Source organism: Mesonia mobilis DSM 19841 (assembly GCF_000423405.1).
Taxonomy (GTDB): domain Bacteria; phylum Bacteroidota; class Bacteroidia; order Flavobacteriales; family Flavobacteriaceae; genus Mesonia; species Mesonia mobilis.
Genome location: NZ_AUHX01000008.1, coordinates 154,725 through 179,585 on the forward strand (window position 1 = coordinate 154,725; position 24,861 = coordinate 179,585).

Annotated in this window: 22 protein-coding genes; 2 read left to right on the forward strand and 20 right to left on the reverse strand. The window is 34.8% G+C overall.

Annotation, left to right across the window (positions count from 1 at the left end):
- Nucleotides 1-18: 18 nt before the first annotated feature.
- The 10 genes from wecC to G551_RS0108850 are packed head-to-tail and all read right to left on the reverse strand — an operon-like array spanning nt 19 to nt 10,722.
- On the reverse strand, nt 19-1,227 hold the full coding sequence (gene wecC / locus G551_RS0108805; RefSeq protein WP_027885231.1) for a UDP-N-acetyl-D-mannosamine dehydrogenase: 1,209 nt from the start codon (nt 1,225-1,227) through the stop codon (nt 19-21).
- Nucleotides 1,228-1,272: 45 nt separating this feature from the next.
- Entirely contained in the window at nt 1,273-2,400 is a 1,128-nt protein-coding gene (wecB, locus tag G551_RS0108810; protein WP_027885232.1) for a non-hydrolyzing UDP-N-acetylglucosamine 2-epimerase, read from the reverse strand.
- Nucleotides 2,401-3,252 carry a dTDP-4-dehydrorhamnose reductase gene (gene rfbD, locus G551_RS0108815; protein ID WP_027885233.1) on the reverse strand — a complete coding sequence of 284 codons (852 nt, stop codon included), beginning with the start codon at nt 3,250-3,252 and terminating at the stop codon, nt 2,401-2,403.
- Nucleotides 3,249-3,797, reverse strand: coding sequence for a dTDP-4-dehydrorhamnose 3,5-epimerase (rfbC, locus tag G551_RS0108820; RefSeq protein WP_027885234.1), 549 nt, complete (start codon nt 3,795-3,797; stop codon nt 3,249-3,251). Before rfbC ends, rfbD begins: the two co-directional genes overlap by 4 nt.
- Before the next feature lies 1 nt (nt 3,798).
- Nucleotides 3,799-4,650, reverse strand: a complete 852-nt coding sequence (gene rfbA / locus G551_RS0108825) for a glucose-1-phosphate thymidylyltransferase RfbA (RefSeq protein ID WP_027885235.1) — start codon at nt 4,648-4,650, stop codon at nt 3,799-3,801.
- A 24-nt stretch (nt 4,651-4,674) separates the two neighbouring features.
- Nucleotides 4,675-5,685 carry a dTDP-glucose 4,6-dehydratase gene (gene rfbB, locus G551_RS0108830; protein ID WP_027885236.1) on the reverse strand — a complete coding sequence of 337 codons (1,011 nt, stop codon included), beginning with the start codon at nt 5,683-5,685 and terminating at the stop codon, nt 4,675-4,677.
- Between the two features lie 3 nt (nt 5,686-5,688).
- Nucleotides 5,689-6,657 carry a hypothetical protein gene (locus G551_RS0108835; RefSeq protein ID WP_027885237.1) on the reverse strand — a complete coding sequence of 323 codons (969 nt, stop codon included), beginning with the start codon at nt 6,655-6,657 and terminating at the stop codon, nt 5,689-5,691.
- Nucleotides 6,657-8,336, reverse strand: coding sequence for a DUF6909 family protein (locus G551_RS0108840; protein WP_027885238.1), 1,680 nt, complete (start codon nt 8,334-8,336; stop codon nt 6,657-6,659). Before G551_RS0108840 ends, G551_RS0108835 begins: the two co-directional genes overlap by 1 nt.
- A 24-nt stretch (nt 8,337-8,360) precedes the next feature.
- Nucleotides 8,361-9,854 (reverse strand): GH3 auxin-responsive promoter family protein, encoded by a 1,494-nt coding sequence (locus tag G551_RS0108845; protein WP_027885239.1) that lies wholly within the window; start codon nt 9,852-9,854, stop codon nt 8,361-8,363.
- Nucleotide 9,855: 1 nt separating this feature from the next.
- A complete protein-coding gene (locus G551_RS0108850; protein ID WP_027885240.1) occupies nt 9,856-10,722 on the reverse strand; it encodes a M23 family metallopeptidase in 867 nt (288 codons plus the stop codon).
- Nucleotides 10,723-10,840: 118 nt separating this feature from the next.
- On the opposite strand from G551_RS0108850, the gene G551_RS0108855 reads away from it, so the two are divergent.
- Complete coding sequence (locus G551_RS0108855) at nt 10,841-11,038, forward strand: twin-arginine translocase TatA/TatE family subunit (RefSeq protein WP_036243578.1); 198 nt, start codon at nt 10,841-10,843, stop codon at nt 11,036-11,038.
- Between the two features lie 65 nt (nt 11,039-11,103).
- Here G551_RS0108855 and G551_RS0108860 read toward each other — a convergent pair whose 3' ends face one another.
- From G551_RS0108860 to G551_RS0108870, 3 genes are all read right to left on the reverse strand, one after another.
- Nucleotides 11,104-12,081 carry a DUF4837 family protein gene (locus G551_RS0108860; RefSeq protein WP_027885242.1) on the reverse strand — a complete coding sequence of 326 codons (978 nt, stop codon included), beginning with the start codon at nt 12,079-12,081 and terminating at the stop codon, nt 11,104-11,106.
- 22 nt (nt 12,082-12,103) lie between these two features.
- Nucleotides 12,104-13,726 (reverse strand): LysM peptidoglycan-binding domain-containing protein, encoded by a 1,623-nt coding sequence (locus G551_RS0108865; protein ID WP_027885243.1) that lies wholly within the window; start codon nt 13,724-13,726, stop codon nt 12,104-12,106.
- A 106-nt stretch (nt 13,727-13,832) separates the two neighbouring features.
- Nucleotides 13,833-15,020 carry a phosphoglycerate kinase gene (locus G551_RS0108870; protein ID WP_027885244.1) on the reverse strand — a complete coding sequence of 396 codons (1,188 nt, stop codon included), beginning with the start codon at nt 15,018-15,020 and terminating at the stop codon, nt 13,833-13,835.
- Between the two features lie 87 nt (nt 15,021-15,107).
- Here G551_RS0108870 and G551_RS0108875 point away from each other — a divergent pair, with 87 nt between their 5' ends.
- The gene (locus tag G551_RS0108875) at nt 15,108-16,259 is read left to right on the forward strand and encodes a DNA polymerase III subunit (RefSeq protein ID WP_027885245.1); all 1,152 of its coding nucleotides are present in this window, start codon (nt 15,108-15,110) and stop codon (nt 16,257-16,259) included.
- A gap of 50 nt (nt 16,260-16,309) precedes the next feature.
- On the opposite strand, the gene G551_RS0108880 is transcribed toward G551_RS0108875, so the two are convergent.
- The 7 genes from G551_RS0108880 to G551_RS0108910 all read right to left on the reverse strand — a co-directional run bounded on the left by G551_RS0108880 (nt 16,310) and on the right by G551_RS0108910 (nt 24,850).
- A complete protein-coding gene (locus tag G551_RS0108880) occupies nt 16,310-16,861 on the reverse strand; it encodes an OmpH family outer membrane protein (protein ID WP_027885246.1) in 552 nt (183 codons plus the stop codon).
- 220 nt (nt 16,862-17,081) lie between these two features.
- The gene (locus G551_RS0108885; RefSeq protein WP_027885247.1) at nt 17,082-17,936 is read right to left on the reverse strand and encodes a class I SAM-dependent methyltransferase; all 855 of its coding nucleotides are present in this window, start codon (nt 17,934-17,936) and stop codon (nt 17,082-17,084) included.
- Nucleotides 17,936-18,397, reverse strand: a complete 462-nt coding sequence (locus G551_RS0108890; protein WP_027885248.1) for a hypothetical protein — start codon at nt 18,395-18,397, stop codon at nt 17,936-17,938. Before G551_RS0108890 ends, G551_RS0108885 begins: the two co-directional genes overlap by 1 nt.
- Nucleotides 18,398-18,441: 44 nt before the next feature.
- Nucleotides 18,442-18,942, reverse strand: a complete 501-nt coding sequence (locus G551_RS0108895) for a hypothetical protein (protein ID WP_156876772.1) — start codon at nt 18,940-18,942, stop codon at nt 18,442-18,444.
- 31 nt (nt 18,943-18,973) lie between these two features.
- Complete coding sequence (gene mnmG / locus G551_RS0108900; RefSeq protein ID WP_027885250.1) at nt 18,974-20,845, reverse strand: tRNA uridine-5-carboxymethylaminomethyl(34) synthesis enzyme MnmG; 1,872 nt, start codon at nt 20,843-20,845, stop codon at nt 18,974-18,976.
- Between the two features lie 14 nt (nt 20,846-20,859).
- Nucleotides 20,860-21,279, reverse strand: coding sequence for an rRNA maturation RNase YbeY (gene ybeY, locus G551_RS0108905; RefSeq protein WP_027885251.1), 420 nt, complete (start codon nt 21,277-21,279; stop codon nt 20,860-20,862).
- Nucleotides 21,272-24,850, reverse strand: a complete 3,579-nt coding sequence (locus tag G551_RS0108910) for a DUF4175 family protein (RefSeq protein WP_027885252.1) — start codon at nt 24,848-24,850, stop codon at nt 21,272-21,274. Before G551_RS0108910 ends, ybeY begins: the two co-directional genes overlap by 8 nt.
- Between the last annotated feature and the right edge of the window lie 11 nt (nt 24,851-24,861).

The window sequence follows — 24,861 nt, forward strand, 5'->3', positions numbered from 1 at the left end:
CTATCCTTAAACAAAGAACTATGTATAGATTCCGCAGAAATCTAACACTACTTTTTCATCTGAAATCTCTAAACTTTTAAATTCATTGTGAGCTACTAAAAATACAATAATGTCTGCTTTCTTAGTTGCTTCTTCATAATGGGTAAGTTTAAAAACCTGATGACTTTCTACATTAGGCTCTACAATATAATAATCTTCGTCTTGTGCATTTTGAAGAACACGCTGAACGATATACTTGGCCGGAGATTCTCTTAAATCATCAATATTCGGTTTAAACGCCAAGCCCATTAATGCAATTGAAGGCTTACGATGATGCTTTAATTCAAACTCTTGTTTAGCTTTTACGACCTGCTCGGCACACCAAAACGATTTATAATTATTAATTTCTCTTGCCTTCCCTATGATTTGAGATTCCATCGGAAATTCTGACGTAATAAAATAGGGATCTACCGCAATACAATGCCCTCCTACTCCACAACCGGGTTGCAAAATATTTACTCTCGGGTGTTTGTTGGCTAAATCGATCAGTTCCCAAACATTAATTCCTGCTTTATCACAAATAAGCGAAAGCTCGTTTGCAAAAGCGATCTGTACATCTCTTGATGAATTTTCAGTGAGCTTACACATTTCTGCCGTACGCGCATTGGTAGCGTGTAATTCACCTTTTACGAAATCTTTATAAAAGGTTATTGCTTTTTGGGTCGACGCTTCATCTACTCCGCCGATTACGCGATCGTTATGCACCAATTCGTACATCACATTACCCGGTAAAACTCGCTCCGGGCAATAAGCAATATGTATTTTATTTTCTAATTCTGGTCTTTCAGTATAAATATAATCACGCATTTTCTCTGTCGTCCCTACCGGGGAAGTCGACTCAATAATGTATAGATCATCTTCTTTTAAATGCGGAATAATTTCTTTGGTAGCAGCTTCTACATAAGAAATATCGGGTTCATGATTCCCTTTAAAAGGTGTGGGAACCACCACCAAATAAGTTGATGCTGCTTCAATTTTAGTTCCGGCTTTTAAGTAACCTTTTTCTACAGCTTGCGCAACGGCATCTCCTAAATCGGGTTCTACGATATGAATTTTTCCTTGGTTGATGGTTTCAACAACTTCCGGATTAATATCTACGCCAAAAACCTTAACGCCATTACTGGCAATTAACGCTGAAGTGGGTAAACCTATATATCCTAAACCTACGGTGGTTACTTTTGGTGTCATACATTTATTTCTTTAAGCAATCTGCAAAAATAAGATTTTCAACGACTAAGCCTTAGCCTTCATAAAAGAAATTATTCGTTCGCTCGCTTTACCATCGCCATAAGGATTATGAAGCTTACTTAGCATTTGGTAATAGCTAGAATCGTCTAATAATCTTTGAGTTTCTGTGGTGATCTTTTCAGCATCTGTACCTACTAAAATTACCGTTCCTGCTTTTACGGCTTCGGGACGTTCGGTAATTTCTCGCATCACCAAAACCGGTTTTCCTAAACTTGGGGCTTCTTCTTGAACGCCACCGCTATCGGTAATAATGAGGTAAGATTTTTCCATTAACCAAACAAATGCCGGATAATTAAGCGGAGCGATCAACTTTATATTTTCAATCTCTGAAAGTAAATCGTACACCGGTTTTTGCACATTCGGATTTAAATGCACCGGATAGACCAACTGACAATCGGGATTCTTTTCTGCTATTTCTTTTAAGGCTTTACAGATATTAATAAACCCGTCACCGTGATTTTCACGACGATGACCGGTAACTAAAATTATTTTCTTTGTGGTATCAACTTCTTGTTGAACCATTTCAATCTCTTGATCTGTGTAATTTTGCTGTTGAAGTTTATCGACACTAAACAATAAAGCATCGATCACCGTATTTCCGGTAATAGTAATGTTTTCTTCAGAAACTGCTTCGTTAACTAAGTTTTCTTTTGAACGATCTGTGGGTGGAAAATGATAATCGGCCAACCTGCCGGCTATCGATCTATTAATTTCTTCAGGGAAAGGAGCTCGTTTATTAAAAGTTCGAAGTCCTGCCTCAACGTGGCAAACTTCTGCACCACTATAAAAAGCCGCTAAAGCAGCAGCCATTGTAGTTGTGGTATCTCCGTGAACGTAAACATAATCCGGCTGAAAGTCTTCCAACACCGGTTTCATATTTTCTATGATTCCTGCGGTTAATGAATAGAGGTTTTGGTTAGGTTTCATCAAATCTAAATCGTAATCGGGTGTAATTTCAAAAAAATCTAACACCTGATCGAGCATTTCTCGATGCTGAGCCGTGATACAAACTTTCGTTTCGAAAATATCTTGATGTTTTTGAAAAGCCTTTACTAATGGAGCCATTTTAATAGCTTCCGGGCGCGTGCCAAATACGATTAAATTTTTCTTCATTTATAAATTATTTTGAAGATTCGCTAAACTCTCTTCCCAAGAAGGAATATCGAGCTGTAATTTATGCTTCACTCTTTCTTTTGATAAGACACTGTTATTTGGTCTTTTGGCGATGGTTTTATATTCGTTGGAAGCTATTAATTCAACATCATTCAGTTTATTAGCATTGGTAAAGATCGCTTTTGCAAAATCGTACCAAGTGGCTTCGCCTTCATTACTGAAATGATACACTCCATAAGCGGTTTTTTGTTCAGAAACTATTTGCAGTGCTGCAAATGCCAAATCGTTTGCGTTAGTGGGTGTTCCTTTTTGTTCTGTGGTAATTTTTAACACACAGTTTTCTTCATTTGCTTTTCGAAGCATGGTATTGAAAAAGTTATGACCAAATTCTGAATACAACCAAGAGGTTCTTAAAATGAAATATTCAGCTAAATTCTGCTGAATGTATTCTTCTCCTTTCAACTTTGACGCTCCATAAACATTGATGGGATTCACTTGATCTTCTTCCACATAAGCTGAATTTTTTTCGCCATCAAACACATAATCTGTGCTGATATGAATAAGCTTTACGCCGAATTCTGCACAAGCTTTAGCTATGTTTTTGGCACCTTCAGCATTAACAGAAAAAGATTTCTTTTCTTCAGATTCGGCTTTTTCAACATTTGTATAGGCAGCACAATTTATACACCAATCGTAATTTCCTTCTTTAAAAGCTTCGGTTACTTTTTCAGCATCAGTGATATTTAAATTGACAGAAGAAAAATAGTGAAGTTCTAATTCTGAAAAGTTGGAAGCTTGCTTTTTAATGCATTGTCCTAATTGTCCGTTGGCACCGGTTACTAAAACTTTCATGACTTTTTGAATTCTTCGAAGGTTGGTAATTCTTGATCTTTTTCTGAAAGAATTAATTGCTCTTTAGGCAAGTGCCAATCAATATTTAAAGTTTCATCGCTATAAATAATTCCTGCTTCTGAAGCTTTATTGTAGTAATTATCGCATTTGTAAGCAAAAATAGCTTCGTCTGAAATGGTGATAAAAGCGTGACCAAACCCTCTGGGAACAAAAAGTTGATGGTTGTTTTGTTCATTTAGAATAATGCTGAAGGTTTCACCGAAAGTTTCTGAATCTTCTCGAAGATCGACCACAACATCCATCACTTCACCTTTAATCACTCGCACTAATTTTGCTTGCGCGTGCTCTCCTTTTTGCAAATGAAAACCTCGTAAAGTTCCTTTTTTAGAAATGGATTGATTGTCTTGCACAAAGTTAACTTCTAAACCGGTTTCTTTTTGGAAAGTTTCTTTATTAAAGCTTTCAAAAAAAGAACCACGATCGTCTTCGAAAACGCGTGGTTTTATAATTAAGCAGTCTTTTAAAGGTGTCTTTTCTATCTGCATCTTAATATTGTAAATTTTTTGCGTAACCACTTTTTAATAAGGAGGCTACTTGCTTTTTCATTTCTTCTTTGGTGATGTAACCCATTTTATAAGCTACTTCTTCTATAGAACCTACTTTTAGTCCTTGACGCTCTTCGATCGCTTCAACAAAATTTGAAGCTTGCATCAACGATTTAAAAGTACCGGTATCTAACCAAGCGGTTCCTTTATCGAGAATACTTACGCTAAGTTTTCCTTTTTTTAGGTAAGCATTATTCACATCGGTAATTTCTAACTCACCACGATCGCTCGGTTTGATATTTTTAGCGATTTCAACCACTTCATTATCGTAAAAATAAATTCCGGGAACAGCATAACGGGATTTAGGTTGTTTTGGTTTTTCTTCAATAGAAATAGCTTTTCCTTCATCGTCAAACTCTACCACTCCGTAACGTTCGGGATCGTGAACGTGATAAGCGTAAATAACTCCGCCATCAGGATCGTTGTTGCTTTGCAAAAGTTCATCCATCCCTGAACCGTAAAAGATATTATCGCCTAAAATAAGCGCTACTTTATCGTCGCTTATAAATTCTTCTCCGATAATAAATGCTTCTGCTAAACCATTTGGGTTTTCTTGAACTGCGTATTGAAAATGACAACCTAAATTCTTCCCATCGCCTAGCAATTGCTCGAATAATGGTAAGTCTTTTGGAGTTGAAATGATCAAGATTTCTTTTATTCCGGCAGACATTAACGTAGCTAACGGATAATAGATCATAGGTTTATCGTAAACCGGCATAAGCTGTTTACTTACCGCGATGGTTAACGGATGTAATCTTGTGCCAGATCCTCCTGCGAGAATAATACCTTTCATAACAAATCTTTTTTTTGGTTGATTTTATTTACTGTATTTTTCTAAATACCATTTAATGGTCTTCTTGATACCGGTCTCAAAAGTTTCTTCTGCTTTCCAGCCTAAGTTATCTTCAATTTTAGTGGCGTCGATCGCATATCTGAAATCGTGCCCCGGACGGTCTTTTACGAATGTGATTAATTCACTATAACTTTTTTGATTTGCCCTTGGTTTTTCTTCATCTAGAATGGAACAGATTTTTTCGGCAATGTATAGGTTTTTACGCTCGTTGCGTCCGCCAATATTGTAAGTTTCTCCTAAATTACCTTTTGCTACTGCCAACTCAATACCTTTACAATGATCAAGAACATACAACCAATCTCTAATATTAGTCCCTTCGCCATAAATAGGGATATTTTCTTCGTGGATCGCTTTTCTTATAATGGTCGGAATTAATTTTTCATCGTGTTGATGCGGACCGTAATTATTAGAACAATTCGTTGTTACTACCGGCATTCCGTAAGTATGAAAGTAACTTCTGACTAATAAATCTGAAGATGCTTTCGATGCGCTATACGGGCTATTTGGCGCATATGGTGTTTCTTCTGTAAATAAACCTTCATCGCCTAAGGTGCCATAAACTTCATCGGTAGAAACGTGTAGAAAACGAGAATTCTTAAATTCTTCTTTGATGCTGAATGGCTCATTCATCCAAAGTTTATAAGCGGTTTGTAAAAGATTGAAGGTTCCGTTAATGTTGGTTTCTATAAACGCTGAAGGATCTGAAATCGAATTATCTACATGAGACTCTGCCGCAAAATGAATGACCTCATCAAATTGATATTCTGCAAATAAATCTTGAATAAATTTTAGATCGCAAATATCTCCCTGAATAAATGTATAGTTTTCAGCTTCAGGATTTTTGATGTTTTCTAAGTTACCTGCATAGGTTAACTTATCTAAATTGATAATATGATATTCACCTTTTTCGACTTGATAGTTAACGTAATTACTTCCTATAAAACCAGCACCACCGGTAACTAATATTTTTTTCATTATTTAATCTAATTTTCGTGCCTTTTGCACCACTTTTACAAATATGATTAATCCAAAATAACCTAAGACCAATAATAATGGAATTAAGATAACTTTATAATATGTAATTCCTTTTTCTTTTATTTCAGTGGGAGTTCCTAAATCTACTAATCTCAAAAACTCAGCGTTAGCTACTTTTTCTCTATAAAGATATTGTAGTTGATCTTGAACCTGATTCCTGTTTTGTATAACCACACCTAGATCTAAGTTATTCGCAGAGTTATAGAATGTTGAAGAGGCTTGTTGTTGTTTATTTATTGCCTTAGAGTAATTACCTACTAAACTATCTATTTCTGAAATTAATTTTTCGTTTGCCTTAATTTGATTATTTAAGAAACTAAGATTAACATTATTATATTCTTGGTAATAAGGATTGTCTCTAAGCTGCTGAAGAATACTGTTTAATATTTTTGCTGAATTTATTTTTTTTGGATGTGAAAGAATTACTTTATAATACCTAAAATACCTAGCAAACATTTTAGCTTTTTCCTCTTCATTGATAAAGTTTGATTCTGAAACAAGTTCTAAAAAAGTCTCTTCTTCTTGAGAAAATCTAGAAATATTTACAATTGGTTTAATTTCTAGTTTTAAAGCTCCTGCATCTAGAGGAATTCCTAACTTTTCCAAGGCTAACGTATCTTTATGACCAATTTGATACGAGATTTGATTTATTGAATTAAAAACATATTCAGAACTTCCAAAATTAGAAGCAATAATCATTTCAGTTTTCACCAATTCTCCAGATTTCTTTTGAAGAAAATACCCCACGATAGCTCCAATAATAATTAATACTGCCAAAACAATTGCATGCTTTAATATAAAAGCGATAAACCTTAAAAATAGATTCAATATATATTGAACTCCTTTTTTAAGTAATCGAAATAAATCGCCTAAATCTATTTCTTCATTGTTATTTTTTTGATGCTGACTCATTAATCGTTTAGTATTTGTTCTAAAATTTTTTCAGTTATTAAATAAGTAGGTTTTACTCCTGTCGTTCCTAAACCTCCTGATGCTAAGGTGCTTCCGGTTTCGAGCGGATTATCACTTGCATAATAAGCATACCTCACTTTTACTTTTGGTTTGATGCTGCCTCGCAATTTAGAAGCTGCTTGAATTGCTTTTTGATAGTGCGCACCTTCCATTTCTAAGCCGATCACATTCCAAGTCGAATCGTGAAAGAACGAAAGTATATCTTTATTCTGAAGTGAAGTTCCTAAAACCGTGATCATCGCTCCATCATAAATATCGATCCCGTGACCTTCTAGGTGCTTTTTCTTCAACTTATTTTTAAAAGGATAATTATCTGCTGTTCCTTCAAACAAATGAGCAGTTGGGATCATAATATCTCCTTTTTTTCCTTCTAAAATTCCTGCCTTTCCCATAATTGAAATAGAATCAACATCTAAATGAATTTTTGTTTCTCCTAATTGAAAAGGCTTCAGCAGCTCATCAATCGTTTCATAAGCTTGCTCTCCAAACGCATAATCCATCACAATAATTACAGGAGCATTTTCATCTTTTGAAGTTGAAAATTTCTCGTCCGGATGATCTATTTTTGAAGTATCGAAGAGCTGCACATTAATATTTGCTCCGCTTTTATCTTCAATATAAATCATTCCGTTATCTAAAGCAGTTTTCGTTACTTTTTGACGAAGTTTACCGTTAGCGCTATTACTTAAATCTTCATAAATAGCATTAATAGGTTTCTTTTTTAGCTCCGTTTTTAAAGCGATTGGCGCATAAAGTGTATTCATCACACTATGCATATTGGCGCTAATAATATGAAGTTGCCGTTGCAGCAAACCATTCTCAGATAAGGTTTGTTTTATTTTATCTGCCCAAACTTCACCGTGAATATGATGTCCTAACCGTTCTCGTAACACCGGCGTAAATGTGACAATACGTTTGTTATTGCTCAGCGCTTCATCGATCGCTAGACGACCTAAATTGTAAATAATATGTAAAAAACGTTCGGGCTTGTTCGAGGTACTAAATAACGGATGTACTTGAGAAACTTCTTTAAACGTTCTTCCTAAAATATTTGCGGTATGCGTAAGTGCGATCTCACGCTCGGCTTTACTCAGTTCTTTTTGTTGTACGGCAGCTTCTAACTTTTGCCAATCTCTGTTTACGCTTCCTTCTTCATCGATAATTACGCGTTTCATAATCTTATGAGACTCGATAAATAAAAAGGTAAGATGCGTTAGAATATCGTAAATTTCAGATCGCCCGCGAGTAATTTCAATATTCATTTGCTCTTCGTCTATACGATAGCAATTTCTTCTTCTTTTTGGCGGCACGATGGGTGTAAAATGAGAATCGCCATAACCTTCATCGCTGGTTAAGTTGATGTATCGGCATTCTTCAATACCAATAGGTAAACGATCGATTACGTATAATAACCCGTGAAGTTCTAATTTTTCATCAGCAACAGAACCATAAATTTCGGGTCTTAAAATAAGTAAAGCTTCTCTTAAAGTTTCTCCGGAAACGCCCATAGGTTTATAAAACCCACGATTAAAAAGGTGACGCATCGTGATGTACATTCGTTCGATCGCATTAGAGCTTTCTTGGGCTCGGTTTCTTCCTGTATTTATAAGGTTACTCATGAAGTGATAAATATATAATAATTTTTATTGCTGAAGTTTTTCAAGCTCATCGGCTATTTTTCGGTCATTGGCTAAACGCGGAATTTTATTTTGCCCGCCCAATTTTCCGATCGATTTCATATACTGTTGAAAACCTTCTTTTTTTACGGTTGAAATCACCAAAGGTTTTAAAATATTTCCTTCAATTAAATCTTTATAATACGAATTTTGCTCTTGTAAACGTCGATCTAAAAAGGCGGAAAGTTTTGGTAATGACTCCGGTTCTTTTTCAAACTCAATAAACCATTCGTGATACGGCAAACCTTCTTTTGGGTTAATTTGTGGCGCCACGGTAAATTCTGCGATCTGAAAGTTAAACTCCTTGGTTGCTTCACTCATCGCAGCTTCCACTTCTTTAGCAATCACATGTTCTCCAAAAGCTGAAGTAAAATGTTTTATTCTACCTGAAACAATAACCCGATAAGGTTTTGTGTTGGTAAACATAACGGTATCTCCCAAATTATAAGCCCATAAACCGGCGTTGGTAGAAATTACCATCACGTAATTCACATTAGTTTCTACTTCACCAATGGTTAATCGTTGCGGATTTTCAGAAAAAAAATCCTCTGCTTTTATAAACTCATAAAAAATACCGGAATTTAAACGCAAGAGCATTCCTTTCTCGTCTTGCTTATCTTGGTAAGCAAAAAACCCTTCAGAAGCGGGAAAAAGCTCGATACTTGGTACTTTTCTACCGATGAGATTTTCAAATTTTGCTCGGTAAGGTTCAAAATTAACGCCACCGTAAATAAACAGATCAAACTCAGGGAAAACTTCGCCTACTTTCTTTCCTGTTTTTTGATAGATCTTTTCAAAATACATTTGCACCCAAGAAGGAATTCCGCTAATTACGGTCATATTTTCCGCTAGCGTTTCTTCTATGATCGCTTCAATTTTATCTTCCCAATCTTCAATGCAATTGGTATCCCAACTGGGCAATCTGTTTTTCTGCAAATAGGAAGGCACAAAATGCGCCACGATCCCAGAAAGTCGACCTAATTGTATTCCGTTTTTGCTGTCTAATTTCGGACTCCCTTGCAAAAAGATCATCTTACCATCAACAAAATCGGCATTTCCGGTTTCAGCAATATAATTAAGAATAGCGTTTCTCGCTCCGTTAATGTGCGTTGGCATCGATTCTTTGGTAAGCGGAATGTATTTTGCTCCGCTTGTCGTCCCTGAAGTTTTAGCAAAATAGAGCGGTTTACCCGGCCATAAAATATTTTCTTTTCCTTCAACTACTTGATTTACGTAAGGTTTTAACTCTTCATAATCACGAATAGGAACTTGCTGAGCAAAATCTTGCGTAGATTGAATCTTATCGAAGCTGTGATCTTTACCAAAGCTTGTATTTTTAGCTTGCTGAATAAGCTGCTGAAATACTTTTTGCTGAGTTTCAACCGGTTTTGAAGCCCAACTTTGCGTTTGATGTTTGATATAGTTAGCAAAAATTTTTGCAGCAAAAGACTTTAAACTCATACTATTCGAATTCTAAAAAATCTGTTGGATTTACCGGTCTACCGTTACTCCACAATTCAAAATGTAAATGCGGTCCGGTACTTAATTCTCCCGTAGAACCAACCATCCCAATCACTTCTCCCTTTTTTACCAATTCTCCTTGCTCTTTTGCTAAAGAGGAATTGTGCTTGTAAACCGAAATTAAACCGTAACGATGTTCGATGATAATTACATATCCTGTTTCTGCCGTCCATTCAGAAAAAACTACGGTTCCTTCTGCGGTGGCTTTAACAGGTGTATTTTTTGTAGTCACAATATCGACTGCAAAATGATTTTCTTCTGCATTATAAGCTTCAGAAATTTGCCCTTTTACCGGCGGAAATAATTTAAAATCGGTACGATCCACCGCAACATCGATCACGTTATATTTGTCTTCTTGTTCTACTTGTTCTCGAAGTAGCGAATCTTCTTTGGAAGGGTTTAAAGTAACTTCAGCAATATTTTCATTAGTATTAAGTATAGAATCTTTATTAAAATTCTCTACAGAAACCTTTCCGCTTAATACATTGCTAATCGATTTGAAATATTGATTTTGTTTATGGATAACTTGTTGTAACGAATCTGTTTTTAAGACGAGTTGTGTGGCTTGATGATTTAATTTTGCTGAAGAATAACCCGGTATGTATTCTCTTAACGGCGTAAATGCAATGAATAAGGTAGTTAAAATAATTAGTACCAACATCGAAACTCCCACAGTTACAAATACATTAAGTCGGGTGAGTTTAAATGCAAATTTTTCTTCAAAAGTATCTTCATTTAATACCACTAAACGGTATTTATGAAGTAGCTTTTTTGCAAGTTTTTTTTCTTTATTTTTCTTCTTTGCCATACAAGCGAATTACAATACAAATATAGAATAATCTATTATTGTGAGCTTATTTATTAAGATGTTAACGCAAACATTAAATATTAATTATTATGTTTGTAGTACATTAAAACATTAAATTATGTCATTAGGTATTTTTTTAGTAATTGGAGCCTGGCAATACATTATCATTGGTGTAGTTGTTTTACTTTTATTTGGCGGAAAAAAGATTCCTGAATTAATGAAGGGATTAGGAAGCGGAATAAAAGAATTTAAAGATGCTTCAAAAGAAGATGAACCAACTACTGACAAAAAAGTTGAAGACAATAAACAATCATAAAAGTTTATTCGACAAAAACCATTTGAAATAAAAAAGCCCGATGAAATTTTCATCGGGCTTTTTTATTATTGAAACTTGACAGATCTTAAGATGGATTCGAGCTCAAAAATATTATCTCGTTTGGTATTTGAAGGTTTAAATACAAAGCCTTCTAGCACTAAATAGCGGTCATTCTCTTCATCTCTTACCGCATAATTAATAAAAGGTCCCGCCATAAAAGCGCCTTTTACTTCCCAAGTTCCTTTGGTTTCGTAAGCAAATTTACCATCTATTTTAGTTTCAAATAAATATGGCGCATAAGCTTCTTCGGTAATCATAAAAGAACCTTCATTTGGTCCCGGCACGTGTTGCTCACCAATGGAGTCACGCATTTTAATAATATTACCAATTACATTCGTGTCTTTATCGATCACTTGCATAGGTACTTCATAAACCAGAATTTCCATACTACCGTGTTTAATGTCTTTTCTAATCCAGAAAAAATCGTCTTCGGTCTTCGCATAACGATATGCTGTAGGAAACTTCATACTCACGCCTAAAGATTCTTCTAGTTTTTGATCGCTTTTTAAAGATTTTGAAATTCTGCGTTGTTGCTCTTTTAATTCAGCTTTTATATAGGTCTGAATGATCTTTTCGGTATTTTCATTAATTACTTTATTAATTTCTGAAGGTGTTGCTCCAGAAATATAAATACCGGTTTGTGGTTTCGCCATCGTGTCTTTTACAACTTCAAAATTAGCCGACTGACTGTTTTTAATGTATAAAAACGTTCGGTTTCTTGCGGCAAAACCAGAAAATGCTTTCGGCGGAATTTGATTAAGCGAAAATAAAGGTTCTTGCTGTGGTAAACCATCTACCGGAGCGGCAAGTTTTTCTCTTAAATTCTCCCCTACTTGGCCTTCCCATAATTCGTTATCGATCACGATAGAAAGACTATTTAATCTTCCGGATGACTCTGAAAGTATTTTTTCGTTTTTATTATTAGATTCTTTACACCCGATGAGTAACACGATGCTGAAGAATAAAACGGCAATTTTTTTCATTTGTTTGACTTTTGATTAGTGCTTAACCGTTAGAAACTTTTAATTTCATTCCCGGTTTTAACTTGTTCCCGCTAATATCATTCCACTTTTGAATGTTTTGCACCGTAATCCCAGGAAATTTTTTAGAGATGCTCCACAGCGAGTCTCCTTTTCTTACAATATAATACTTTTCTGAAGTTTTTACAGAAGTGTTTTTTGTTGAAGTGGGCTTCTGAATATTCACCGGATTGCTCGCGACCGGCTTTCTGGGGTAAATGGTTAAATATTGCCCCACGCGAATATTATTGCTTCGTAAATTATTCCAACGTCTGATTTTACTTACACCAACACCAAATTTTTCAGCAATTCTTCCTAAGTAATCTCCAGATCTTACGCGGTATCTAATTTTATCGTCGGCTTCGTAGTATTTTGGTAGTGGTTTTTCTTCCGCAGTAGCTAAAATGGCTTCTTCAGCATAATTGTAAATCAAATTTTCATTGGCCACAAAAATACCGGTCTCCACTAAAGGCAACCGAATATAGTATTCTTCATCTTTAATAAACGGAACAATATTAAGCTTATAACTCGGATTTAAGAACTCTAATAATTCGGTATCAATATTGGTAACACGCGTAATTTGATCAAATTTAATGAGCTGTTTTACCTTCACGGTATCGGTTTCAAAATAAGTGATCTCCGGTTGGTAAGGTTGATAACCATGCTCATCGGCGTATTCAAATAAATACATCGTAGCTAAAAATGCCGGCACATAACCTGCGGTTTCTCTTGGTAAATAATTGCGAAGTTCCCAATAATCGGTGTTTCCGCCGCTTCTACGAATGGCTTTAGAAACGTTACCGGGTCCAGAATTGTAAGAAGCCAACACCAGATCCCAATCGCCAAAAGTTTTGTATAAATTAGATAAGTATTGACAAGCAGCTTCGGTAGCTAAAACCGGATCCATACGTTCATCTACGTAACTACTCACGTCTAAACCGTGCATTTTACCGGTGGCAAACATAAATTGCCAAAGACCGGTCGCTCCTACTCTAGATTTAGCACGCGGATTTAAAGCTGATTCTACAATCGCTAAATATTTTATTTCTAGAGGAATATCGTATTTATCGAGTTTCTCTTCAAATAACGGAAAATAATAATGCCCTAACGACATTAAACGCTCCATCACTTCTTTATCGCGCTTTAAATAATATTGGATAACGCTTTCTAAAGACTCGTTATAAGTAACATTAAAAGGAGTTTTTGCATTTAAAAGCGCTAGACGTTCTTTTAAAACTTCTGTTGAAATAGCTTTGTTAACCGTATCGTTATAAGGAATATTTTCAATGCTTTCTTGCATCTCGTCGTATAAACGAGAATCTAAGAGTGTTTGCTGCCAAATAGAATCGATTAAAGCGGGTTGATGATAATCGCGTAAACCAAACAGCACCTCTTCATTTAAAAAACTCGAAGAGCGTGAAAATGCCGTAAATTGAGGCTCGATCACTCGGTCGAAACCGGGATGTCTTTCAGCTTTTTTGGTAAAATCTATTTCTTCTTGGGTTTCTTCAACTTCTACCGCAATAGAATCTTTTTCTTGCTTTGGGGTTTGTGCAAAAACGATCCCTGAGCAAAATGTGATTCCTAAAACAACATTTTTTATCTTCATATAGCTAATTTTCCCGTTAAAAATGGGGTATAACAACACCTATACTAAAACTCAATTTGCAGAATATTAGTATAGGTGATTTATTAAATTGAAACAAGAATTATGCCTAAGCTTCTTCTATTGCGGCAATACCCGGTAAAGATTTACCTTCTAGTAATTCTAACATCGCTCCACCACCGGTAGATACGTAACTTACTTTATCTTCAAAACCAAATTGTTTTACCGCAGCAACACTGTCGCCACCTCCTACAAGAGAAAAAGCTCCGTTTTTAGTAGCTTCAGCAACAAAATTACCTACAGCAATGGTTCCTTTAGCAAAAGCATCCATTTCGAAAACTCCTAAAGGTCCGTTCCAAAGAATAATTTTTGAATCTAAAATTACTTGCTTTAAGTTTTCTAAAGATTTAGGCCCGGCATCTAAGCCCATCCAACCCTCTGGAATACTATCGATCGCTGAAGTATCTTTATTGGCATTAGCATCAAATTTATCGGCAATTACACAATCTACCGGAAGTACGATATTGGTATTTTGCTCTTTTGCTTTCTTTAAAATTGAAAGTGCCAATTCTTGCTTATCGTCTTCTACTAAAGAATCTCCAATACTTCCGCCTTGGGCTTTTATAAACGTATAAGCCATACCTCCGCCGATAATTAGGTTATCTACTTTTGGTAAAATATTTTCGATCACTGTAATTTTTGAAGAAACTTTTGCTCCTCCTAAAATTGCAGTTACCGGTTTTTCTTCTGAATGTAAAACTTTATCTAAGCTCTTAATTTCTTTAGCTAATAAATAACCGAAACATTTTTCTTCAAAAAATTGTGCTACGATCGTTGTTGAAGCGTGCGCTCTGTGCGCCGTACCAAATGCATCGTTAATGTAAACATCACCGTGTTTAGCTAATTTTTCAGCAAAAGCTTGATCTCCTTTTTTCTCTTCTTCATAAAAACGAAGATTTTCAAGTACTAAAACTTCTCCGCTTTTTAAATTGCTAGACATTTCAAAAGCTTCTTCACTTACGCAATCGCCGGCAAATTTTACTTGTACGCCAATTACTTCAGAAACTTTGTTGACGATATGTTTTAAAGAAAATTCTTCTTGAACGCCGCTTGGTCTTCCTAAATGCGACATTAAAACTACTGCGCCGCCGTCTTCCAAAACTTTTGTAATACTCGGTTTAGCAGCTTCGATTCTTGTAGCATCGGTCACCTCGTGTTTTTCGTTAAGAGGCACGTTAAAATCTACACGTATTAAAGCTTTCTTATCTTTAAAATTATAGTCTTCAATGGTTTTCATAAATATGTTTTTTTCAAATTTAATTATTTATTGCTTTGTGAAGTAAATTCAACCAAAATAAATCTAAAATAACTATTTTCGCCCGGTATGTTATTTACAGAAATTCTTGGCTTAGAACATATCAAAAAGCACCTTACGGGAACTGCCGATAATGGTAGAATACCTCACGCGCAATTGTTTGTGGGAGCTCCCGGTTATGGTACGTTATCGATGGCGATCGCTTATGCACAATATGTGTTGTGTAAAAACAGTAATGGTGAAAATGATAACGGCAATCAAGCTTGTAATTTAAAGTTCAACTCGATCACGCATCCCGATTTGCATTTTGCTTATCCGGTAATTACGGGAAAGGGCGGCGTTAAGAAGCCTAAATCGACCGATTTTATTACCGAGTGGCGAACATTTGTCAAAGAAAATCCTTACGGAAGTTTATATGATTGGTATCAATCGCTGGGCGTAAAAAATCAGCAAGGAGAAATTCGCGTACAGGAAGCTGCTGAAATCTTAAAAACGCTTTCTTTAAAATCGTACGAAGGTGGTTTTAAAGTTTCGATTATTTGGGGCGCCGATAAAATGAATACCGAATGTGCCAATAAGTTGCTTAAGCTAATTGAGGAGCCACCCAATAAAACGCTTCTTATTTTAATTGCTGAAAATGAAGAAGATATTCTACAAACCATCCGTTCTCGTTGTCAAGTTTTACATTTTCCGCCGTTGGGAGAGCAAGTAATTGCTGATGCATTAACCAAATATCACGATTGTGCTCCTGCAGAGGCATTAAAAATTGCCAATCGCGCGCAAGGTAGTTACAACACGGCACTTCATTTTTTACATAACGATGATGACGATCATCAATTTGAAGAATGGTTTATTGCTTGGGTAAGAACCGCTTTTAAAGCAAAAGGCAACAAAGCTTCGATTCGAGAATTGATTAGTTGGAGTGAAGAAATTGCCGGTGTCGGACGAGAATCGCAAAAACGCTTTTTGTTGTATTGTCAAAATTTCTTCAGACAAGCCTTAATGCAAAATTATACTCAAGGAAAATTGGTGTATCTTGAACCGGCTACGAAAGGATTTCAATTAGAAAAATTTGCTCCTTTTGTTCACGGAAATAATATTCTTGAAATTACTGAAGAGTTAGAAAAAGCTATTTACCACATCGAACGTAATGTAAATGCTAAATTGGTTCTTACCGATCTCTCGATAAAACTAACTCGTTTATTACATAAAAAAGCATAAAAAAAGCCTCTGAAATTTCAGAGGCTTTTTTAATCTATATGTAAGACTTTTTATTCTTCTGTTGAAGTTTCTTCGGCAGTGGTTTCAGCTCCAGCATATTCTTCATTTAAGGCTTTTAAAACCTCATCGGTAATATCTTTACCTTCTTTTGCGTACATAATATTAGCAGATTCGTTAGAACCAAAAATGTAAGTATAACCATTTTCTTTTCCGTAATCGCCAACAAAATCTTTCACCTTTGTAATTAAAGAATCGATAATTTTATCGCTTTCTTCTCTTAACTGTCCGCTTTGCATTTGTTGCTGTCTCGACAACATTTGCTGTTTTTGCATTAGCTGTTGTTCTTTTTCTTGACGTTGTGCATCAGACATCGATGCTGATTGACTTTGGTAATCCTGAACTTCTGCCTGAAATGCTCTTGCTACAGAATCTAAACTTTTTTGAAGCTTTTCTGAACGTTTGTTGAAACGAGTTTCTGTTTCTTTCATTTCTTTAAAATCCTGAATCAAAACTGTATTATCAACATAAGCTGTTTTTTCTTGATTTTGATTACAAGAAGTAAGTATTGCTGCACCAAAAATTACTAAAGCAATTTTTTTCATTTTTCTTTCTTATTTAAATTAGAGTTGCGAAAGTAAGAAGTATTTTCAAAAAATAGGTTAATTCTCTATTAATTAGATAAATCTATATTTTATTATTTTCAATAGAATAAATCTATTAAAACAGAATTAATTTTAGAAGTTTTAAGCGCGAAATAAATTTTAGACTACTAATTTATTAACTCAAACAGTTAAACAAGCTAAAAAGAGCTTAGAATTGATTTTAAGCCTTTTTGAAGACATATATTAAGCTGGAATACTCATTTGTGCGTTTTGCTTTCAAATTACTCTTCATTCCTAATCGAAAAGCTTTTAGAAAATTAGATTTTCCGGTTTTATATTTTTCAGAAAGTAAACTCACATAAAAAGAATCAAAAACTAAAGGTAAAGTCTTTTGAAATTGAAATTGATGAGATTCCAATAATCTAACCATTCCTTCTTTTGAAAAATGCCATAAATGTCGAGGCACGTCGTAAGCTGCCCAAAACTCTTGGTAATAACTAGCATCGTAACTTTTAAAATTAGGCACTGCAATAATTAAATATCCATTTCTATTTAATAATGAATGAAATTTTTCTATTTGAAGATCTAAGTCGGGAATATGTTCTAACACATGCCAAAGACTAATTAGATCAAATTTTTCTTCCGAAGAAATTAAAGAAATATCTTCAATTAAATGAATCTCTTTTTGCTCCGCTAATTTTCTAGCTGCAGAATTTGGCTCCACTCCCCTAACCTTCCAATTGCTTTGTTTGGCTGTTTTTAAAAAATCTCCGGTTCCTGCGCCAATATCTAGTAAGGTTTTATTTTCTGAATTCACTAAAGAATCGATCAACTTCACTTTTTTCTGAAGCATCACATTTTTTACACCTTGATAAAGTTTATCTGAAAATTTTTTACTCGCATCGGTATGCGAAATATAATCTTCACTTTGATAATACTTAGGAAGATCTTCTGATGAAGGCTGGGGTTGCGTAATTAAAATATCTTGATGATCGTTATAGATCAATTCAAAACTTTCACCACTAACTGTATAATCTTTACAAGTTAAAAAAGGTTTTTTTTGAGAGGTTTTCATTAATCTATAATTCTTTGGTAAAATCGTAAACGCTCCATCACGGTTTGTTGGCGTAAACTTTTTTCTTGTAAAATATCATTTCCTTCTGCATCGGTAACCTGAATAGAAATATAATGATGCATGGTTTTTTTAACTGTCGGTTCTTTTTCTTTATCTCTTGTACCGAGCAGACCTGATAAAGTTACTAACTGTACAAATTTATCGTCGTCTTCAAAAATAGAAATAAATACGGTTAATTCTTCATCGGGATACAAAGCTTTTGTAGTAAAACTGTACGGAAAATACTTTTCTTTTAAATTGAAATATGATCTGGATCGTTTCTCAAATAGTTCAATATTTCCGTTAAACTCGAAAGTAAACGATAGATCTCCGCCATTTCCCGGAGCATCGATTTCATGAATATCGACTGCTCTTGCTTTTTTTACCGAAAAACAAGATTGAAATGAAAGCGAAACTATCATTATAAAAAAGAAAACTTTTATTCTCACCATTATAACATTCAACCTTAATTGAGATAATTTCTAAAACTATTAAGCATGTTAATCACAGATTTTCTACGTTCATCATCTTCGGTAAAAACATCATTACCTTCTAAATCTTTTACTTTAACATAAACATAATTAAAAACATCTTCTCCTTTTCTTGAAATATCTTTTCCCTTAATTCCATTTTCAAAGCCTATGATACTATTAAAAGTTGCTGTAAAAAGATCTAGCTTTTTGTCTTGATCTGTACTTAAATAAAAAGTAACTTCTAATTCTTCTTCAGGATAAAGTAGTCTTGTAGTAAAAGATTCTGGCAAATAATCTTCTTTAATTTCAAAAAATCGCTGGGCTCTTGGATAAAATGAAATTCGGCTTGCATCTAGATGAAATGCGTAAGAAGTACTTCCATTTTTTAGCTTCGAAGGAATTAATTTATAGCTTTCAATCCGCGGCGCTTTATGCACTCGAATACAAGATTGAAAGCTAAATACAATTATAAAGAGTAAAGTTATTTTTTTCAAAATACGGATTGTTCCACGTGGAACATTAAAATTATCTTCCCATATAAACCAAAAGAACCGATATATCTGCCGGACTTACTCCGCTCACTCTTGAAGCTTGCGATACGGTTTTAGGTTGAATCTTATTCAATTTTTCACGTGCTTCCATCGACATTGATTTCAACTTCATATAATCAAAATCTGATGGAATTTTTAAATTTTCTAAACGATGAAGTTTATCTGCGTTGTTCTTTTCTTTTTCGATATAACCAGCATATTTCACCTGAATTTCAGTTTGTTCTAAAACCTCATGATCCAATTGATGTTCTTGAATATATTTTTCAACAGACTCAATTTTGCGCATATCTTCCATCGTCATATTTGGTCGTGCAAAAATCTTGAACATTTTACCACTTTGTTTTACACTCGCAGAATTGTTAGCTTCTAAGACCGGATTGATCTCTTCTGGATTCACACTCGTTTCTCTAAAGAAAGAAACAAATGCATCTGCAGAATCTTTTTTAGATTCCATTCTCGCCATTCGTTTAGCAGATGCTAAACCAAGTTGATAAGATTTCTCTGTTAATCTAAAGTCGGCATTATCTTGTCTAAGCAAGGTTCTGTACTCCGCACGCGAAGTAAACATACGATAGGGCTCTTCTGTACCTTTAGTAATAAGATCATCTATTAAAACGCCTATATAAGCTTCATCTCGACTTAACACAAATTCTTCTTTCTCTTGAACTTTAAGCGCAGCATTAATGCCTGCCATTAATCCTTGGCAAGCTGCCTCTTCATAACCGGTGGTTCCGTTAATTTGACCGGCAAAATATAAACCTTCAACTAACTTAGTTTCTAAGGTATGTTGTAATTGTGTTGGCGGAAAATAATCATATTCGATTGCATAACCTGGCCTAAAGAATTTTACGTTTTCAAAACCGGCAACAGATTTTAAAGCACGGTATTGAACATCTTCCGGTAACGAAGTTGAAAAACCATTTACATAATACTCGACCGTATTCCACCCTTCTGGTTCTACAAAAAGTTGATGACGATCTTTATCGGCAAAACGGTTAATTTTATCTTCGATACTCGGGCAATACCTCGGCCCTACACTTTCGATTCTTCCGTTAAACATGGGAGAGCGATCAAAACCTTCTTTTAATAAATTATGCACTTCAGGAGAAGTGTACGTCATATGGCAAGAGCGTTGTTTTGTTAACGGCTTGGTCACATCTAAATAAGAAAATTTAGCAGGAATATCATCACCAGGTTGTTCTACCATTTTAGAAAAATCCAACGAACGTCCATCGACTCTTGGTGGGGTTCCTGTTTTCATTCTACCCGATTCAAAACCTAGATTTACTAAATCTGCGGTAATTCCTGTCGCAGCTCTTTCACCAGATCTTCCTCCGCCAAAATTCTTTTCACCAATATGAATTAAACCATTAAGAAAAGTTCCGTTTGTAAGAACTACACTTTTCCCTTTAATTTCTAGACCAAGTGAAGTTCGTACTCCGGTAATTTTTCCGTTCTCAGATAAAATACCTGAAACCATTTCTTGATAAAAATCTAAATTTTCAGTTTGCTCCAACATCATTCGCCAATCTTCAGCAAAACGCATACGATCACTTTGCACACGCGGACTCCACATGGCGGGACCTTTAGATTTATTCAGCATTTTAAATTGAATAGCGCTGGTATCACTTACAATACCGCTGTAACCACCCATAGCATCGATTTCACGTACAATTTGCCCTTTTGCAATACCTCCCATCGCAGGATTACAAGACATTTGCGCTATATTTTGCAAGTTCATGGTTACTAATAAGGTTTTACTTCCCATATTCGCAGCAGCGGCAGCAGCTTCACTTCCTGCGTGCCCGCCACCTACTACAATCACATCGTATTCTTTCTCAAACATTACCTTATAAATTTCTATTGTTCCACGTGGAACATTTTAATTTTTTCATCTTCTTTTTCACGCATAAGTTGCGCTTCATCATCTGTTTTATCTTTATAACCACAGAAATGTAATAATCCGTGTGCGATGACTCGTTTTAATTCATCCTGAAAAGTAACCTGAAATTTTTCAGCATTTTCAGCCACACGTTCTGTACTAATAAATATATCACCGTGCAGAATAGTTCCTACCGCATTATCAAAACTGATGATGTCGGTATAGTCGTCATGATTTAAATACTTTACATTTATCTCGTGTAAATATTCATCATCACAAAAAATATAATTGATATCACCTTCTTTTTTTTCTTCTGAAATAATGACTTGTTGTAACCACTTTTCGTAAGCTGCATTGTCTTCTAATTCAAAATTGTTTTCACTGAAAAAATTAATCATTCGCTTTAAAATATTCTTGAACTTTTATTTTGAAATTTTGTTGCAAAGGTAAGCTTTGTCTGTTTAAAATTTCAGTGGTGTTGAAATATTCTTTCGCCTTATCTAATTGAAGTTGAGTTGGATTCTGATACGTCTTTCTATTCGTTTCAGATTCACGTTTATTATCTTGACCCTGTTGTAAGGAAGCTTCTTCTAACTTTAATAATTGATGCTGAATATTCTTCATTTGAGATTCGGTACGCTCGGTAACTCCGCCACGCAATAATTCATCTTCTACTTGCTTCATTTGCCGAACTAAATTTTTAGCTTTTTCATCTAGACCTTCTTTACGAATCATATCTTCTAGTTGATTACGCAATTCTTGCTGACGTTGATAGATCTCATAAATTTCACCACTTAATTGTTCTGCAGATTTTTGTCCGTTTTTACCTTGTTGGTTACCGTTGCCGTCTTTATCATTGCTTCCAGATTGACCGCCATCACCGTTTCTTTCGTTTTCACCTTGAGAACCAGAATGACCATCTTGTCCTGATTGTTGTCCTTGACCAGATTGACCTTGTTGACCTTCACCCGGAGAACCAGACTCTCCTTGCTTTTTACCTTTACCTTGCCCTATTTGTTCCCCAAGTTCTCCTTGTTTTTGAATAATATCTTGCAATTGAAAACCTCTTCCCTGCCCTTGTCCTTGTCCCGGACTTGGTTGACCTTCACCCTGTCCTTGGCCAGAACCCATAGACATCGCCTGCATTTGCTGCAAAGATTCATTAAGCATATTTGCCAAATCATTCGCACCTTTAAATACATATTGCTGACTCGCAACTCCGGTTCTAATTTGATTTTCTGATAATCTTTCTAAAGATTTATCGATATTAAATTCTATGTCGGTGAGTTGCGAAGTAATTTGATCGCCAATCATCGGATTTCGCAGAGCTAAAGCATACAAACTATCATCTACGTGTTGAAAGTTCTCTTTTAAAACATATTGATAACGCAGTTTCTTTGCGTATTGCGGACTGTTTTCTTCAATGGCATTAAAATCTTCCATTAAGTCTTCTTGCTGAAATGAAAACGTAATTAGATTATCTAAAATTTGCCGAAGCATTTCTGCATCTTCTTGATTTTGCTCTGAGCTTCCTTGCATCATTATATTCATCATCTTTTGCCCCATTTGTTGCATTTTCTGTCCGGCAGATTTTTGCTTTTGTTTGGCTTTTTGAGAAGGTGAAGATTTTTGCTGTTGAGAATTCTGTTCTTCTTGGCTTTGCTCAGAATTTTCTGAATTCTCTTTATCTGAAGGTTCGTCTCCAGATTCATTATTTTCTTCTTCAGAACCAGATTTTTGTTCAGAATTTTCCGACTCTTTTTCTTCAGAACCTTTTAATTCTTCGCTTGCTTCTTTTTGATCATTTTTAATAGATGCTTCCTCTATTTCATCACGATGAGTTTTTAAAGGATTTTTTAGTTTATTATTTTCTTCCTCTAACTCATCCATTTGCTTTTGTAATTCTTCAAAAGCTTTATTCATTTTTTCTTGTTCTTCCGCAGAATTTAAAGAATCATTCTCAGCTAATTGTTCTTGTTTTTTTCCAAGTTTATTGATCTCTTTAGAAATTTGCTCTGCTTTTTTCTGAACGTAATAACGCTTCGTTAACTTTAGGAGTTGCTCTAAACTTTTCTGTTCATTTTGGTTCTGTTTGCTTAATTTCTCGATCTTTTGGTTAAGCTCTTCTTTGTTTATTTTGTCTTGATATTTTTCTAATTCTTTCAGCAATTCTTCATTTTGCTCAATACGTTCTTCATTTTTTTCTAAACGCTCTTGTAGTTGTTCTTTAAACTGATCACTTTTTTCTGGCTGAAATTGCTCTAAGTTCTCCTTCATCTGCTTAGAGTATTCTTTCATCATTTTTTCTTGCTGCTGTTGACGCTCGATGTAATTTTCTAATTTTTTTCGGTCGTTATAATTCAGCTGCTTTTTTTCTTTCTGTAATTGATCGAGCTCTTGTAATTCTTTGTTGCTTTCTTTCATTTTTTGCAACGAATTATCCATATCTTTTATAGTCTCTTCTTGATTGTTGAGTTGTTCTTGTGTTTCTTCATCTTCGGTAAACTTGCGAAAAGAAAAAGTTTCACTCTTGGTTCGCTTTTTTCCATTTACTTGATCATTATCGAAAACCTGAAAATAAAATTCGTAAGCTTTACCTCGATCTAATTGTAAATCACCGGGGAAAGAATACACAAAATCATCAAATGTTGAAGTGCTTACCGGTAAGTTTACTTTTTTAGTTTCCTTCGGATTTTTACTGGCAAAATACACCAACTGTAAACTGGTTAAACCGTAATCGTCGGCTACTTTACCATAAAAATACATTACTTGACGATCTAAAGAATCACGTTTCATTTCTACATCAAGCTCAGGAAATTCATCTCGAACGACTTTCAATTGGTACGACAACTGTTCGTAATTTTTTAATTGCTCGTTAGAAGTTGAAATTTGATACGAAGTGTTTCTGAAAATTTGCTGTTGAAGCGAAAACTGATCTTCTGATCGATGAAACGTTTCTAAAGTATCGGGTAAATTCAACTGAATTTGGTTCGTGGCTTTTGCGGTAAGATTCCAAGAAACCCTGGTACCTTCAGGAATGGTGGCATTTCCGGTTCCTTTTAAAACTTCGTCTTGTTTACCGATATATGCAGGATAATCGAGCTGCATTTCAAAATTTACCAAGGTAGGAACGTTAATCACTTGTAATTGGTAAGGTTTGGAAGTCACCTCATTCGAACTAAAATAAAATTCAGTATTCTTTGAAACACGATCAAAAGTATATTCGAAAACACCGGGATTTACCTTCTTTAAAAAATAAGTTTCACCATCGTAATGAATACTAGCATTATCAGGAATTACACTACCATCGGTAAAAATTCTTAAGGTCAAACTTTCATTTTCTTTTACCTGAAGTTGTTCTTGATTAAGTTGAAATGAAAACGGATCCGGTGGTTCGTAAGCTTGATCGTAATTGACAACCCGTGTGTAGCTTTCGGAGAATAAATTACTATTCCCGGAAATATAGATCGCTAAAAAAATAAACACGGGAATTATCGCGTACTTTACATACCTAAGATTCGATTTAAAATTTACCGCAATTTGAAATGGAATAGGTTGTAGTTCTAGAGATTTTTGATCGATACTTGCCAGTAACAATTCAGAATCATTACTTTTTGCGTTTTTATGCAGCTGAAGAATATTCAGCAATTTATCATTTACTTCCGGGAAATGTTCACCAATAATTTTAGATGCTTGCTCGTAATTAATTCCTTTAGAAAGTTTAAATAGTTTAGCGAGCGGGTACAAAATAAACCTTCCGAATAAAGCTACCTCTACTCCAATAAAAAGCCAGAATAAAATTTTTCTTCCGAGGGAATTTAACCAGAAAAAATATTCAAAAGAAACCGTGATCAGAAAATATAAAAAACCAATGGCAAAAAATAAAATTGCTCCTTTTACCAATTCGTTTAAGTAATATTTTCTAATAAAAGCTTCTAACTTATGCTTGATAAGTTGGTAATTATTCATCGAGAACAGGT

Excerpts from the sequence above, each read along its gene's own strand:
- G551_RS0108840 (WP_027885238.1), bottom strand. The coding sequence starts at position 8,336 with ATGAGTAACCTTATAAATACAGGAAGAAACCGAGCCCAAGAAAGCTCT.
- G551_RS0108855 (WP_036243578.1), top strand. The coding sequence starts at position 10,841 with ATGTCATTAGGTATTTTTTTAGTAATTGGAGCCTGGCAATACATTATC.
- mnmG (WP_027885250.1), bottom strand. The coding sequence starts at position 20,845 with ATGTTTGAGAAAGAATACGATGTGATTGTAGTAGGTGGCGGGCACGCA.
- G551_RS0108890 (WP_027885248.1), bottom strand. The coding sequence starts at position 18,397 with ATGATAGTTTCGCTTTCATTTCAATCTTGTTTTTCGGTAAAAAAAGCA.
- G551_RS0108860 (WP_027885242.1), bottom strand. The coding sequence starts at position 12,081 with ATGAAAAAAATTGCCGTTTTATTCTTCAGCATCGTGTTACTCATCGGG.
- rfbD (WP_027885233.1), bottom strand. The coding sequence starts at position 3,252 with ATGAAAGTTTTAGTAACCGGTGCCAACGGACAATTAGGACAATGCATT.
- wecC (WP_027885231.1), bottom strand. The coding sequence starts at position 1,227 with ATGACACCAAAAGTAACCACCGTAGGTTTAGGATATATAGGTTTACCC.
- wecB (WP_027885232.1), bottom strand. The coding sequence starts at position 2,400 with ATGAAGAAAAATTTAATCGTATTTGGCACGCGCCCGGAAGCTATTAAA.
- G551_RS0108850 (WP_027885240.1), bottom strand. The coding sequence starts at position 10,722 with ATGGCAAAGAAGAAAAATAAAGAAAAAAAACTTGCAAAAAAGCTACTT.
- G551_RS0108845 (WP_027885239.1), bottom strand. The coding sequence starts at position 9,854 with ATGAGTTTAAAGTCTTTTGCTGCAAAAATTTTTGCTAACTATATCAAA.
- G551_RS0108870 (WP_027885244.1), bottom strand. The coding sequence starts at position 15,020 with ATGAAAACCATTGAAGACTATAATTTTAAAGATAAGAAAGCTTTAATA.
- G551_RS0108865 (WP_027885243.1), bottom strand. The coding sequence starts at position 13,726 with ATGAAGATAAAAAATGTTGTTTTAGGAATCACATTTTGCTCAGGGATC.
- G551_RS0108880 (WP_027885246.1), bottom strand. The coding sequence starts at position 16,861 with ATGAAAAAAATTGCTTTAGTAATTTTTGGTGCAGCAATACTTACTTCT.
- rfbC (WP_027885234.1), bottom strand. The coding sequence starts at position 3,797 with ATGCAGATAGAAAAGACACCTTTAAAAGACTGCTTAATTATAAAACCA.
- G551_RS0108885 (WP_027885247.1), bottom strand. The coding sequence starts at position 17,936 with ATGAAAACCTCTCAAAAAAAACCTTTTTTAACTTGTAAAGATTATACA.
- G551_RS0108835 (WP_027885237.1), bottom strand. The coding sequence starts at position 6,657 with ATGAGTCAGCATCAAAAAAATAACAATGAAGAAATAGATTTAGGCGAT.
- rfbB (WP_027885236.1), bottom strand. The coding sequence starts at position 5,685 with ATGAAAAAAATATTAGTTACCGGTGGTGCTGGTTTTATAGGAAGTAAT.
- rfbA (WP_027885235.1), bottom strand. The coding sequence starts at position 4,650 with ATGAAAGGTATTATTCTCGCAGGAGGATCTGGCACAAGATTACATCCG.
- G551_RS0108910 (WP_027885252.1), bottom strand. The coding sequence starts at position 24,850 with ATGAATAATTACCAACTTATCAAGCATAAGTTAGAAGCTTTTATTAGA.
- G551_RS0108875 (WP_027885245.1), top strand. The coding sequence starts at position 15,108 with ATGTTATTTACAGAAATTCTTGGCTTAGAACATATCAAAAAGCACCTT.
- ybeY (WP_027885251.1), bottom strand. The coding sequence starts at position 21,279 with ATGATTAATTTTTTCAGTGAAAACAATTTTGAATTAGAAGACAATGCA.